11 protein-coding genes are annotated in these 14,775 nt (G+C 48.3%); 10 read left to right on the forward strand and 1 reads right to left on the reverse strand.

The window, feature by feature from the left end; translation table 11 throughout:
* The first annotated feature begins 90 nt into the window (after positions 1-90).
* The 9 genes from DCC82_RS07450 to DCC82_RS07490 all read left to right on the forward strand — a co-directional run bounded on the left by DCC82_RS07450 (position 91) and on the right by DCC82_RS07490 (position 10,260).
* A complete protein-coding gene (locus DCC82_RS07450; RefSeq protein ID WP_015863379.1) occupies positions 91-1,020 on the forward strand; it encodes an aspartate carbamoyltransferase catalytic subunit in 930 nt (309 codons plus the stop codon).
* A complete protein-coding gene (locus tag DCC82_RS07455; RefSeq protein ID WP_015863380.1) occupies positions 983-2,266 on the forward strand; it encodes a dihydroorotase in 1,284 nt (427 codons plus the stop codon). Before DCC82_RS07450 ends, DCC82_RS07455 begins: the two co-directional genes overlap by 38 nt.
* Positions 2,267-3,361 (forward strand): carbamoyl phosphate synthase small subunit, encoded by a 1,095-nt coding sequence (locus tag DCC82_RS07460; protein WP_015863381.1) that lies wholly within the window; start codon positions 2,267-2,269, stop codon positions 3,359-3,361.
* The gene (gene carB, locus DCC82_RS07465; RefSeq protein WP_097354294.1) at positions 3,354-6,551 is read left to right on the forward strand and encodes a carbamoyl-phosphate synthase large subunit; all 3,198 of its coding nucleotides are present in this window, start codon (positions 3,354-3,356) and stop codon (positions 6,549-6,551) included. The genes DCC82_RS07460 and carB overlap by 8 nt, the downstream gene beginning before the upstream one ends.
* A complete protein-coding gene (locus DCC82_RS07470) occupies positions 6,548-7,321 on the forward strand; it encodes a dihydroorotate dehydrogenase electron transfer subunit (RefSeq protein WP_097354295.1) in 774 nt (257 codons plus the stop codon). The genes carB and DCC82_RS07470 overlap by 4 nt, the downstream gene beginning before the upstream one ends.
* Positions 7,318-8,259, forward strand: coding sequence for a dihydroorotate dehydrogenase (locus DCC82_RS07475; RefSeq protein ID WP_097354296.1), 942 nt, complete (start codon positions 7,318-7,320; stop codon positions 8,257-8,259). The genes DCC82_RS07470 and DCC82_RS07475 overlap by 4 nt, the downstream gene beginning before the upstream one ends.
* Entirely contained in the window at positions 8,231-8,950 is a 720-nt protein-coding gene (pyrF, locus tag DCC82_RS07480) for an orotidine-5'-phosphate decarboxylase (protein WP_097354297.1), read from the forward strand. Before DCC82_RS07475 ends, pyrF begins: the two co-directional genes overlap by 29 nt.
* The gene (gene pyrE / locus DCC82_RS07485; RefSeq protein WP_097354298.1) at positions 8,947-9,570 is read left to right on the forward strand and encodes an orotate phosphoribosyltransferase; all 624 of its coding nucleotides are present in this window, start codon (positions 8,947-8,949) and stop codon (positions 9,568-9,570) included. Before pyrF ends, pyrE begins: the two co-directional genes overlap by 4 nt.
* Before the next feature lie 126 nt (positions 9,571-9,696).
* Positions 9,697-10,260, forward strand: coding sequence for a Uma2 family endonuclease (locus tag DCC82_RS07490; protein WP_015863387.1), 564 nt, complete (start codon positions 9,697-9,699; stop codon positions 10,258-10,260).
* Between the two features lie 42 nt (positions 10,261-10,302).
* On the opposite strand, the gene DCC82_RS07495 is transcribed toward DCC82_RS07490, so the two are convergent.
* Positions 10,303-12,015, reverse strand: coding sequence for an Rqc2 family fibronectin-binding protein (locus tag DCC82_RS07495; protein ID WP_097354299.1), 1,713 nt, complete (start codon positions 12,013-12,015; stop codon positions 10,303-10,305).
* A 104-nt stretch (positions 12,016-12,119) separates the two neighbouring features.
* Between DCC82_RS07495 and DCC82_RS07500 the strand changes: the two genes are divergently transcribed.
* Positions 12,120-14,775, forward strand: a 2,656-nt coding sequence (locus DCC82_RS07500; protein WP_108430298.1) for a calcium-translocating P-type ATPase, SERCA-type, incomplete at its 3' end; no start/stop codon positions are given.

The following is a 14,775-nucleotide window of genomic DNA, read 5'->3' on the forward strand; positions in this document are numbered from 1 at the left end:
TGCTTTCTGGTCCCTTTTTGCGAACTGTGTAACACCCTGTCTCTAGGCAGGGTGTTTTTTTATGAGAAATCAAGCAAAGGAGAGAAAACGATGGCACATTTGTTTACATTATCTGAACTGTCCGTCACGGAAATTATCCGATTATTAGAGGATGCGGAGCAATTTAGAAAAGGACATTTTTGGCGTCCGCCTGAACCGATGTTTATCGCCAATTTGTTTTTTGAACCAAGCACACGGACAAAATGCAGCTTTGAAATGGCGGAACGGAAACTAGGGCTTCACGTGATTCCGTTTGATGCCGATATGTCGAGCGTACAAAAAGGAGAAACATTGTACGACACGGTCCGCACGCTTGAGGCGATCGGGGTAAACGCGCTTGTTATTCGTCATTCGCAAGATGCGTATTTTGAAGAGCTTCGTCATACGGTCCGCACTCCCATCATTAACGCTGGTGACGGCTGCGGGCATCATCCGACGCAATCGCTCTTAGATTTGCTCACCATCCGGCAGGAGTTTGGCACATTTGCCGGGCTGACTGCAGCAATCATCGGGGATATTCGTCACAGCCGCGTAGCCCGCTCTAATGCCGAAGTGCTGACAAGACTCGGAGCGAAGGTGTTATTTTCGAGTCCCGAAGAATGGAAAGATGAAGCAAATCCATATGGTACGTATGTAGATATTGATACAGCGGTAGCGGAGGCGGATGTCATCATGCTGCTGCGCATCCAGCATGAACGGCACGCGGAAAAAATGGGGCTGACAAAAGAACAGTATCATGAGCGCTATGGACTGACGATAAAGCGGGCGAAAAAGATGAAAGCAAACAGCATTATTTTGCATCCGGCGCCAGTCAATCGCGATGTCGAAATTGAAAGCAGCCTTGTTGAATCGGAACGCTCGCGCATTTTTAAGCAAATGGAAAACGGAGTCTATGTGCGGATGGCTGTGTTAAAACGAGCAATCGAAGAAGGGAGAATGGCCAATGGCAATTATTTTGAAAAATGGCAAGTCGTTCAATAAAGATGGTGTGATCGAACGGACGGAACTAAAAATCGAAAATGGATTTATTACCGCCATCGGCTCCAAGCTTCACAGTGAAGAAGCAGACGAAGTTATCGATGTACAAGGGAAGTTGATATCAGCCGGATTTATCGATTTGCATGTTCACCTGCGCGAACCGGGCGGCGAAGCGAAAGAAACGATTGCCACCGGAACGCTGGCAGCAGCAAAAGGTGGTTTTACCACAGTGGCGGCAATGCCGAATACGCGACCAGTGCCGGATACGAAAGAACAAATGGAATGGCTTTGCAAGCGGATCCGCGAAACGGCTTATGTCCATGTGCTTCCATATGCGGCCATTACGGTCGGCCAGCAAGGAACAGAGCTGACCGACTTCGCCGCATTAAAAGAAGCGGGTGCGTTCGCGTTTACCGATGACGGGGTAGGCGTGCAGTCTGCCGGCATGATGTATGAAGCGATGAAGCGGGCTGCTGCACTAGATATGGCGATTGTCGCCCATTGCGAAGATAACACTCTGGCGAATCGCGGTGTGGTGCATGATGGCGAATTTGCGCACCGCTACGGGCTATATGGAATTCCATCCGTATGCGAATCGGTACATATCGCGCGTGATGTGCTATTAGCGGAAGCAACGGGATGTCACTACCATGTGTGCCATATTAGCACGAAAGAATCGGTCCGCGTTGTCCGCGATGCAAAACGGGCAGGAATTCGCGTCACCGCGGAAGTGACGCCGCATCATCTTCTTTTATGCGATGAAGATATTCCAGGCCCTGACGCGAATTATAAGATGAATCCGCCGCTTCGCAGCAAAGAAGACCGCGAGGCGTTAATCGAGGGGCTGCTTGATGGCACAATCGACTTTATCGCAACCGACCATGCCCCGCATACGGAAGCGGAAAAACAAAAAGGAATCAATGCCGCCCCGTTTGGCATTGTCGGTTTGGAAACGGCGTTTCCGCTCCTTTATACCCACTTGGTCGAAACGAACATATTGACACTGAAGCAGCTGATTGATTTGCTGACGGTGAAGCCGGCTGAATGCTTCGGCTTGCCGCTTGGAAAGCTTGCTGTCGGCGAGCGGGCGGATATTACGATTATAGATTTAGAGACCGAAGAAGCAATTGATCCACAGACGTTTGTATCCAGAGGGAAAAATACTCCATTTGCCGGTTGGAAATGTAAGGGTTGGCCGGTGATGACGTTTGTCGGCGGAAAACTAGTTTGGCAGAAAGGAAGAGAATAAATGAAACGGCAGCTTGTATTAGAAGACGGTACGTTTTTTATCGGCGACGCGTTTGGCAGCACGGAAAAAATGGTTGGAGAAGTGGTGTTTAACACGGGAATGACCGGTTATCAAGAAATTTTAACCGATCCTTCTTATTGCGGACAAATTGTAACAATGACGTATCCGCTCATCGGCAATTATGGCATTAATCACGATGATTTTGAATCGATTGAACCGCATGTTCATGGCTTCATTGTTAAAGAAGTGTGCGACTCACCATCCAATTGGCGAAACGAAATGACGCTCGATCAGTATTTAAAAGAAAAACGGATCCCGGGGTTATCAGGAATCGATACGCGAAAATTAACGAGGATTATTCGAAAATATGGCACGCTCAAAGGAATGATCTGCGATTTAGATGCAAGCGTGCAAGAGGTTGTCGAATACTTGAAAACAACGGAACTGCCGAGAGATCAAGTGAAGCGCGTCTCGACAAAAAGCCCGTATCCAAGCCCGGGGCGAGGCTATCGCATCGTCCTCGTTGATTTCGGCATGAAACATGGCATTTTGCGCGAATTAAATAAACGAAATTGCGATGTGATTGTGCTTCCATATAACGCGACCGAGGAAGATGTATTACGTTTGCACCCGGACGGAGTAATGTTATCAAACGGTCCTGGAGACCCGAAAGATGTGCCGGAAGCGATCGAAATGATTCGAGGCATTCTCGGCAAAGTGCCGCTCTTTGGCATCTGCCTCGGCCATCAGCTGTTCGCGCTCGCCTGTGGCGCCGATACGGAAAAAATGAAATTCGGCCATCGCGGCTCAAATCATCCAGTGAAGCATTTGGCGACGGGAAAAGTAGCGATCACTTCACAAAATCATAGCTATACTGTCAAAAAAGAATCATTGCAACATACAAGATTAGAAGTAACCCATATCGCTTTAAACGACGGCACGGTAGAAGGATTGCGGCATCTTGATTATCCGGCGTTTACGGTGCAATACCACCCGGAAGCCTCACCTGGTCCTGAGGATGATAACTCGTTATTTGATGAGTTTATTGAGATGATTCGCGAGTTTAAAAAGAAAGGGGAAATCGTTCATGCCTAAACGCCAAGACATTGAAACGATTTTAGTGATCGGTTCCGGCCCGATTGTCATCGGCCAGGCGGCGGAGTTTGATTATGCGGGCACACAGGCATGTTTGGCGCTAAAGGAAGAAGGATACAAAGTTATTTTAGTTAACTCCAATCCAGCAACGATTATGACCGATACGGAAATTGCCGACAAAGTATATATGGAGCCGCTCACGCTCGAATTCGTTTCTCGCATTATCCGCAAAGAACGTCCGGACGCGATTTTGCCGACACTTGGCGGACAGACTGGGCTAAACTTGGCGGTCGAGCTTGCTAGAACGGGGGTGCTCGCAGAATGCGGCGTTGAAATTTTAGGAACAAAATTAGAAGCAATTGAAAAAGCGGAAGACCGCGAACAATTTCGCGCGCTCATGAACGAACTTGGCGAACCGGTTCCGGAAAGCGAAATTATTCATAGCTTGGAAGAAGCATACGCTTTCGTGGAAAAGGTCGGCTATCCGGTTATCGTCCGCCCGGCGTTTACGCTCGGCGGCACTGGCGGCGGCATTTGCAAAAACGAGGAAGAATTGATCGATATCGTTTCTACTGGGTTAAAACTAAGCCCTGTTCATCAATGCTTGCTAGAAAAAAGCATCGCGGGCTATAAAGAAATCGAGTATGAAGTGATGCGCGACGCCAACGATAACGCGATCGTCGTCTGCAATATGGAAAATATCGATCCGGTCGGCATTCACACCGGCGATTCGATCGTCGTCGCTCCAAGCCAAACGCTAAGCGACCGCGAATATCAATTGCTGCGCAACGCGTCGCTAAGAATCATTCGCGCTCTTGGCATCGAAGGCGGCTGCAATGTGCAGCTGGCGCTCGATCCGCATAGCTTCCATTATTACGTCATTGAAGTCAACCCGCGCGTCAGCCGTTCATCGGCGCTGGCGTCAAAAGCTACCGGCTACCCGATTGCCAAGCTCGCCGCGAAAATCGCCGTCGGCTTAACGTTAGATGAAATCATTAATCCGGTGACAGGAAAAACATACGCTTGCTTTGAACCAACGCTCGATTACGTTGTGACGAAAATTCCGCGCTTTCCGTTCGATAAATTCGAATCGGCCAACCGCCGTCTTGGCACGCAAATGAAAGCTACAGGCGAAGTGATGGCGATCGGACGGACGCTAGAAGAGTCACTGTTAAAAGCGGTTCGCTCCCTTGAGACGAACGTCTACCATCTCGAACTTAAAGATGCCGAAAATGTATCAGATGAGTTAATCGAAAAGCGGATTCGCAAAGCGGGAGATGAACGCCTCTTCTATATTGCCGAGGCGCTGCGCCGCGGATTTACTGTCGAGCAAATTCACGAGTGGAGCCAAATTGACCGATTTTTCTTAACCAAAATCGAAAACATCGTCCGCTTTGAAAACGTTGTTCGTGACTATAAGGGGGATATCGAAGTACTGCGAAAAGCGAAAGAAATGGGCTTTTCCGATGTAGCCATCGCCAAGCTTTGGAACAAGAGTGAGCGCGATGTGTATGAGATGCGCAAACAAGCAGGAATCATTCCTGTATATAAAATGGTGGATACATGCGCGGCGGAATTTGAATCAGAAACGCCGTATTACTACAGCACGTACGAAGACGAAAACGAATCGGTCGTCACCGACCGAGAAAGCGTCGTTGTGCTCGGCTCAGGACCAATTCGCATCGGGCAAGGGATTGAATTCGATTATGCGACCGTTCATTCGGTCTGGGCGATTAAAGAAGCGGGCTATGAGGCGATTATTATCAACAACAATCCGGAAACGGTGTCGACCGACTTCAGCATATCGGACAAATTATATTTCGAGCCGTTAACCATTGAAGATGTGATGCATGTCATTGATTTAGAAAAGCCGATCGGGGTTATCGTGCAATTCGGCGGCCAGACGGCAATCAACTTGGCGGCCGAATTAGCGGCGCGAGGCGTCCGCATTTTAGGAACGTCGCTTGAGGACTTAGACCGCGCCGAAGACCGTGACAAATTTGAACAAACGTTATCGGAGCTAGGCATTCCGCAGCCGCAAGGAAAAACGGCATTTTCCGTCGAGGAAGCGGTGCGGATTGCTGAGGAAATCGGCTATCCGGTGCTTGTTCGTCCATCGTATGTTCTTGGCGGCCGCGCAATGGAAATCGTGTATCAAGAAGAAGAGCTATTGCACTACATGGAGCACGCCGTCAAAGTGAACCCGCAGCACCCGGTTCTCATCGATCGTTATTTAATCGGAAAAGAAATCGAGGTGGATGCGATTTCTGACGGAGAAACGGTGTTTATCCCGGGAATTATGGAACATATCGAACGGGCGGGCGTGCATTCCGGCGACTCGATTGCCGTTTATCCGCCGCAAACGTTAACGGAGGACATCAAGCAAAAAATCGTCGATTACACGATTAAATTGGCAAGAGGATTGCGCATTGTTGGATTATTGAATATCCAATTTGTTATGTATCAAGGCGAAGTGTACGTGCTGGAAGTGAATCCGCGTTCAAGCCGCACGGTGCCGTTTTTAAGCAAAATTACCAATGTGCCGATGGCGAATATCGCGACGAAAGTCATTTTAGGAGCGAAACTCGCGGAACTTGGCTATGAAACAGGCTTGAGGCAAGAAAGCGAAGGAGTATACGTGAAAGCGCCGGTCTTCTCATTTGCCAAACTGCGCAACGTCGATATTTCGCTCGGTCCGGAAATGAAATCAACCGGCGAAGTGATCGGCAAAGACGTGACATTTGAAAAAGCGTTATATAAAGGGTTAGTTGCTTCGGGAATCCATATTCGTCCATACGGAGCTGTCCTATTGACGGTTGCCGATAAAGATAAAGAAGATGCGATTGAACTTGCAAGACGTTTCTATCAAATTGGCTATCAGCTGCTCGCGACAAACGGCACGGCGGAAGCGTTAAAAGCGGCGGACATTCCGGTAACCGTCGTCAATAAAATCCATTCCGCATCGCCGAACATTTTAGATGTGATTCGTCAAGGGAAAGCGCAAGTTGTCATCAACACGCTTACAAAAGGAAAACAGCCGGAAAGCGATGGATTCCGCATTCGCCGTGAAGCGGTCGAAAACGGCATTCCATGCTTAACCTCGCTGGATACGGCGAAGGCGATGCTGCAAGTCATCGAATCGATGACGTTTTCGACAACGGCGATGACACAAGGGATGGTGCGCGTATGATGAAACGGGAACAGATGAAAATCGTTCGTCACGAACAAATCGCGAAAAACATTTATGCGATGACGTTAACTGGGCAATTAGTCAAGGAAATGAACGAGCCGGGCCAATTTGTCCACGTAAAAGTAGCTTCGCAGGTGGACCCGCTTTTGCGCCGTCCGCTCAGTCTTTGCCGCATCGATAAAGACGCTATGGAATGTACGCTTATTTATCGAAAACAAGGGATCGGCACGACATTGCTTTCCCAAAAGCATCCAGGGGAAACGGTCGATGTGCTCGGTCCGCTTGGAAACGGATTTCCACTCGATGCCGTAGAGAAAGGACAGCGCGCGCTTTTTGTCGGTGGCGGCATCGGTGTTCCTCCGCTTTACGAATTAGCGAAACAGCTTGTCAAAAAAGGAGTTATCGTCACAAGCGTGCTCGGCTTTCAAACGAAAGAGGTCGTCTTTTATGAACGGGAGTTTGCAGAGTTCGGGGAAACGTATATCGCCACTGTCGATGGCTCTCACGGAACGAAAGGATTTGTCACCGATATCATCCATGAGCGGGCGATTTCGTTTGACGTCTTGTACGCGTGCGGGCCGAAACCGATGTTAAAGGCACTAGAACAAATGTTTCCAGATAAAGAAGTATATCTTTCATTAGAAGAACGGATGGGCTGCGGCATCGGCGCCTGTTTTGCCTGCGTCTGCCGCGTGCCGAACAGCGAAACGGCGTATAAGAAAGTATGCTGCGACGGTCCAGTGTTTAAAGCCGGGGAGGTGGTGTTATGAACCGTTTAGCGGTCGAATTGCCAGGTCTTTCGCTTAAAAATCCGATTATGCCGGCATCAGGATGTTTCGGATTTGGGCGTGAATACGCAAAGCTGTACGATTTAAGCGTGCTTGGCGCCATTATGATTAAAGCAACGACACAAGAGCCTCGCTTTGGCAATCCGACGCCAAGAGTGGCGGAAACGCCGGGCGGAATGTTAAACGCGATCGGCTTGCAAAACCCTGGCTTAGAAAAAGTAATGAAAGAAGAACTGCCGTGGCTTGCGCAATTTGATGTTCCGATTATCGCGAATGTGGCTGGCTCGACGATGGAGGAATATGTAGAGGTTGCCAAACATATTTCCAAAGCGCCAAATGTTCACGCGCTCGAGCTCAATATTTCCTGTCCAAATGTCAAAAAAGGCGGCATTGCGTTTGGCACCGTTCCGGAAATTGCCGCAGAACTCACGAAGCTCGTGAAAGAAGTGTCCGAAGTGCCTGTCTATGTCAAGCTTTCGCCAAACGTCACCAACATTGTCGAGATGGCGAAAGCGATTGAAGCGGCGGGAGCGGACGGACTAACGATGATTAATACACTTCTTGGCATGCGCATCGATGTGAAAACGGCAAAGCCGATTTTGGCGAACCGAACCGGTGGATTATCGGGACCGGCGATTAAGCCGATTGCGATCCGCATGATTTATGAAGTAAGCCAAGCCGTTTCGATTCCGATTATCGGCATGGGCGGCATTCAATCTGCTGAAGATGTCATTGAGTTTTTCTATGCCGGCGCCAGCGCCGTTGCAATTGGGACAGCGAATTTTATCGACCCGTTTGTCTGCCCGAACATTATCGCCGAACTGCCGGTTTTGTTGGATGAGCTTGGCATCGACCACATTTCCGAATGCATGGGAAGGAGCTGGAAAAAAGGTGAACGATCCGTTTATTGTGGCGCTTGATTTTTCGTCGGGCAAGGAAGTACGAACATTTTTACAGCCATTTTCTCATACATCGCTATTTGTCAAAGTGGGCATGGAATTATACTATCAAGAAGGTCCCGCGATCATTCATAGCTTAAAAGAACAAGGACACCGGATTTTCCTTGATTTAAAGCTGCATGATATTCCGAATACGGTCAAACGCGCCATGCAGGGATTGGCCCGTTTAGAGGTCGATTTAGTCAACGTCCATGCCGCCGGTGGAACGCGGATGATGGAAGCGGCGCTCGAAGGATTAGAAGCGGGAACGCCGAACGGAGCGCGCCGTCCATATTGCATCGCCGTCACGCAGCTGACAAGCACAAGCGAGCAAATGCTGCATAACGAACTTTGGATCGGCCGGACAATGGAAGAAACGGTGCTTCATTATGCGGCACTGGCGAAACAAAGCGGGCTTGACGGGGTCGTCTGCTCGGCAAAAGAAGTGCCGCTTATCCGCAAACATTGCGGAGAAGCCTTTTTGACCGTTACCCCAGGCATTCGCTTTGCCGATGATGAAAAAAACGATCAAGTCCGCGTCGTCACCCCATATGAAGCAAAAAAACTCGGCGCAAGCTTCATCGTCATCGGCAGAAGCATCACCCGCGCCGAAAATCCAGCTGCGGCTTACGAGCGGCTAAAACGGGAATGGAAGGGAGAGGAAAACGAATGAACAAAGAAATCGCCACACATTTGCTCCGCATTGGCGCTGTATCGCTGCAGCCAAATGAACCGTTCACATGGTCGTCTGGATTGAAATCACCGATTTACTGTGACAACCGGCTGACACTTGCGTATCCGAACGTACGAAACGCGATCGCCGATGGGCTCACTAAGCTGATCCGCGCACATTTTTCCAACGTCGAAGCAATCGCCGGAACGGCCACAGCCGGCATTCCACATGCGGCATGGGTCAGTGAACGGCTAAACCTGCCGATGTGCTACGTGCGCAGCCAAGCAAAAGGCCATGGAAAAGGAAAGCAGATTGAAGGAAAAGTCGACAAAGGACAAAAGGTCGTTGTCGTTGAGGACTTAATTTCTACAGGCGGAAGCTCTTTGAATGCCGTCCGCGCATTGCGGGAAGCAGGCTGTCAAGTACTTGGTATCGTCGCCATTTTTACGTACGGACTCGAAAAAGCAAAACAAGCATTTGCGGAAAATAACGTAGAAGTGTATACACTGACAGATTACGACACACTTATTGAAACCGCAGTCGAACTGGGCGTCGTGACAGAACAAGACCTCACCACTTTAAGAAAATGGCGGGAAAACCCGGAAGAGTGGGGGAAATAAAATGGATGCGAGTAAGAGAGCGCACAGCGGAACGCGCTCTTTTTTTCATGATCCCGCTCCGCTCTTTTGCTTAAGGAGAGCAGGTAATATAATAGAAGTATATAAGAGAGGAAAAGAGGGATTATGATGTCCTTACCGCGATTTTCCAACGTTTCGTATGAAGAATATTTAGCGCTGCGGGAGAAAAGCGAAGACCGCTTGGAATATATTGACGGCGTCGTGTATATGACTCCTTCCCCAAGCATTAAACATCAGCTTGTTTCGAGCAATATTCATACGCAGTTCGGAATTTATTTGAAAGGGAAAAAGTGCAAAGTATTTGCCGCGCCGACAGACATTGAGTTAGTTAGCGAGAAGTTTCCTGATCGAAAAGTGGTCATTCCCGACCTTAGCATTATTTGTGGTGAAAAAGGGTTTACCGAGACGAAATATGTCGGTGTTCCTACACTGATTGTGGAAATATTAAGCCCTTCCAATCAGGCGCATGATTTAGTGACAAAGTTTAACTTATATATGGCCTACGGTGTGAAAGAATATTGGATTGTGAATCCGATGAAGGACGCGATTACGGTTTATACGTTAAATGAGGAAGGATTATATGAACAAGCCGATATCAAAGCAGGGACGGGCGTTGTCCAATCGGTTTGTTTTCTGGGGTTGGCATTAAATCTCGAAGAAATATTCACATAAAGAAATACCTCCCAACACGAAGCGTGGGAGGTATTTGTTATGTTATTGCTTTTTCATTCGAATCACCAAGTCCTCATCCGGCGTGACGTAAATCGTTTGCTGGTTTTCGTAAATCACAAAACCCGGTTTGGCGCCGCTCGGTTTTTTCACATAGCGGACGCGCGTGTAGTCGACGGGAACGGAGCTCGATTGGCGCGCTTTGCTGAAGTAGGCGGCGAGATTGGCCGCCTCCGCAATTGTTTGCTCTGACGGGTTTTTGCTGCGGATGACGACGTGTGAGCCGGGAATGTCTTTCGTATGCAGCCAAATCTCGTCTTTATGCGCTAGTTTTGTTGTTAAATAATCGTTTTGCTTGTTGTTTTTCCCAACCAGAATTTCCGTGCCGTCGCTTGCGACGTAGCGATCCAGCTCGATCTTCCGCGGTTTTTGCTTTTTCGTTTGTTTCGTGGCGCGCGCCCGCAAATACCCTTGTTCGATTAATTCTTCGCGTATTTCTTCTACATCTTTCGGCGCAGCGGTTTCCAGCTGCTGGAGAAGCGTATTGAAATAAGCGATTTCTTCGTTCGTGCGCTTAATTTGTTCTTGGACGATGTTTAACGAGTTTTTCGCTTTTTGGTATTTTTGAAAATAGCTTTGCGCGTTTTCCGACGGCGATTTTTGCGGATCGAGCGGAATCGTCACCGTCGCGCCGTTTTCGTCGTAATAGTTGATCACTTCGATTTCTTTCATTCCCCGTTTGATGGCGTACAGGTTAGCGGTTAACAGTTCCCCGTAAAGCCGATATTGTTCTGCTTGTTTTGCCTCCTCTAATGTTTGTTTCAGCTTGATCAGCTTTTTTTCATTTTTCGCTTTTTCGTTCGCAATAAACCGCTCGAGATCGTGAGCTTGCTGTTTCACGCGGTCGCGCTCGGCTTTGCCGAAGTAAAAGCGGTCAAGAAGCTTGCTGAGCGTGTCAAATGGCTTTGCTTCTGCCTGCAGGTGGGCAAGCGGAAGCACGTAAAACCATTCTTTTTCCCCATTTGTATACATCGCGGGAGCAAAGCGATGGGCGCGCACTTCATCCATCAACGAGATAAAGCTTTTTGGAAGTGTTGCCCGATTCGCCAGCCCGGCGCGAAAAACGATTTCTTTTGCTAAGAGCGGCGAAATGCCCGAAAATGCAGCAACGAGCTGCTCCGATAATTTCCCCGCATGAAAATCAATTTTTTTCAAGACTGTTTCTTCGGTTGCTTCAAGCGGATTTATTTTCCCGTGCGATGGCGGCGCGATGTACTCATGGCCAGGAAGCACTGTACGATACCGGTTGACGGCAGGGGAAAGATGTTTAATGCTGTCGATAATCGTGTTTGTATCTTTGTCGATCAAAATAATGTTGCTATGCCGTCCCATAATTTCGATGATGAGCTGTCTAGTATGGATATCGCCAATCTCGTTTCTCCCTTTTGTCTCAATAGTGATGATGCGGTCGAAATCGACTTGGCGGATCGCTTCGATGATGCTTCCTTCTAAATGTTTGCGCAAAAGCATACAAAACATCGGCGGTTCTGCCGGATTGTCATACGTTTCATTCGTTAAATGAACGCGCGCATAGCTCGGATGCGCAGACAGCAGCAATTTATAATTTCGCCCGTACGAGCGGATTTGCAATACGAGTTCGTGGGCAAACGGCTGATGAATTTTCGTGATGCGCCCTCCTTCAAGCGCTTGTTGCAACTCTTTTGTCATTGCGTATGTAAATACTCCGTCAAATGCCATGGAAAAACACCTTTCTGCTTATTTTTTACATTAATATCATATCATTTTTTCGGACATGTCTGAATAAGCTTTCATAGAGAAGCGAAGAGGAGGGAGAAACGTCGATGCAATGGCATACGCTCGCATCTAATGAAGTCGCGAAGGAAACGAACACGAACATCGCTACAGGATTAACGACAGAAGAAGCGAAAAAGCGTCTGAAACGGTTCGGATATAACGAGTTAAAAGAAGCGAAAAAACAGTCGGCGCTTTTGTTGTTTTTGAATCAGTTTAAAGATTTTATGGTGCTTGTGTTGCTGGTTGCTACCGTTATTTCGGGACTGCTAGGCGAATATGTCGATGCGGTTGCCATCATTGTTATTGTCATCATGAACGGATTTTTAGGATTTTTCCAAGAACGGCGTGCCGAGAAATCATTAGAGGCGCTGAAACAATTATCGGCACCGCAGGCAACGGTGTTGCGCGATGGGGAATGGGTGAAAATTCCATCGCAAGAACTTGTTGTCGGCGATATTATCAAGTTTTCAAGCGGAGACCGAATCGGAGCCGATGTTCGCTTAATTGATGCAAAAGGGCTGGAAATCGAAGAATCGGCGCTAACGGGTGAGTCGGTGCCAACGGCGAAATCAGCCGCACCGCTTATGAACGAAAATGCTGCGATTGGTGATTTACATAATATGGCTTTCATGGGCACCCTTGTAACAAGAGGAAGCGGCGTTGGCATTGTGATTGCAACGGGAATGAAAACGGCGATGGGACAAATCGCGAATCTGCTTCAAGAAGCGGAAACGGTGATGACTCCGTTGCAGCACAGGCTCGAGCAGCTTGGGAAAATTTTAATTGCTGTTGCCCTGCTGCTTACGATTCTCGTTGTCGCAGTCGGTGTCATTCAAGGGCACGGCTTATATGAAATGTTTTTAGCAGGTGTTTCGCTAGCGGTTGCCGCGATCCCAGAAGGATTGCCAGCGATTGTAACGATTGCGCTCGCGCTTGGTGTGCAGCGGATGATTAAGAAAAACGCGATTGTCCGCAAATTACCGGCTGTAGAAACGTTAGGATGCGCTTCTGTCATTTGTTCCGACAAAACAGGAACAATGACGGAAAATATGATGACGGTGACGCATATTTGGGCAAGCGGGAAAAGCTTTTCAGTCAGCGGTACAGGGCTTGAAACATCCGGGCAATTTTATGAAAACGGCCATCCTGTTGATCCAAGAAAGGATACAGTCTTACATCAATTGCTTACGTTTGGAGTTCTTTGCAATAGTTCACAATTAAGAGAAAAAGAAAAACGCCGTTACATTGACGGCGATCCGACCGAAGGCGCTTTGCTTGTCGCCGCGATGAAGGCGGGATTGACGAAAGAACGCATCGAAAACGAATTTACCGTGGAGCAAGAATTTCCGTTTGATTCGGACCGGAAAATGATGACGGTCATTGTGAAAGATAAAGCAGGAAGACGATTCATTGTGACAAAAGGAGCCCCAGACGTATTGTTGCAAGTGAGTAAGCAAATTTGGTGGAACGGCCGTGAGCAAATGATGACAACGGCATGGAGAAAGACGGTAAAAGATGTCATCCATCAAATGGCGAGCCAAGCGCTCCGCACGATTGCGATTGCTTATCGCCCGCTTCAAGCTTATGAGCGAATTACTTCAGAAAAAGAGGCCGAGAAAAATCTCGTGTTTATCGGAATTCAAGGAATGATCGACCCGCCACGCCCAGAAGTGAAAAAAGCGGTGCAGCAGTGCAAGGAAGCGGGCATTAAAACAATCATGATCACTGGTGATCATGTGCTTACCGCCAAAGCGATTGCCAAGCAGCTTGGGGTGCTGCCGCCGAACGGAAAAATAATGGACGGCCCAACGCTGTCGCGGCTTTCGGTAGATGAACTTGAAGAAGTAGTCGATGATATTTATGTATTTGCCCGCGTTTCTCCGGAACATAAATTAAAAATTGTAAAAGCATTGCAACGGCGAGGGCATATTGTATCGATGACGGGCGATGGCGTGAACGATGCCCCGGCAATTAAGGCGGCCGATATAGGTGTGGCGATGGGACGGTCCGGAACGGATGTTGCGAAAGAAGCGGCTTCGCTTGTGTTATTAGATGATAATTTCGCAACGATTCAAGCGGCGATTCAAGAAGGAAGAAATATTTACGAAAACATTCGCAAGTTTATCCGCTATTTGTTAGCATCCAATGTTGGAGAAATTTTAGTCATGTTGTTTGCGATGCTGCTTGCTTTGCCTCTTCCGCTTGTGCCGATTCAAATTTTATGGGTGAACCTCGTTACCGACGGTCTTCCGGCGATGGCGTTAGGGATTGACCGCGCGGAAGAAAATGTAATGAAACGTCCTCCGCGCCATCCGAAAGAAGGGGTGTTTGCTCGCGGACTTGGCTGGAAAATTGTCAGTCGCGGCTTTGCCATCGGAATGGTGACGTTGGCGGCGTTTATGACCGCGTATGAACGAAGCGGGCATGAGCTTGTTTATGCACAGACGGTGGCGTTTGCGACGTTAGTGATGGCGCAGCTTATTCATGTATTTGACTGCCGGTGTGAGCGCTCGATTTTTGACCGCAATCCGCTTGAAAATATATACCTTGTTGGAGCAGTCATCATATCAATATTGTTATTGCTTGTCGTGATTTACTATCCACCGCTGCAGGGAATTTTTCATACCGTGCCGATCGCTTCGTTTGATTGGCTGCTCATTATTGGTTTAGCGGCACTTCCAACATTTTTGTTTTCCGGTTCAC

Source organism: Geobacillus sp. LYN3, from assembly GCF_003064505.1.
Classification (GTDB): Bacteria; Bacillota; Bacilli; order Bacillales; family Anoxybacillaceae; genus Parageobacillus_B; species Parageobacillus_B toebii.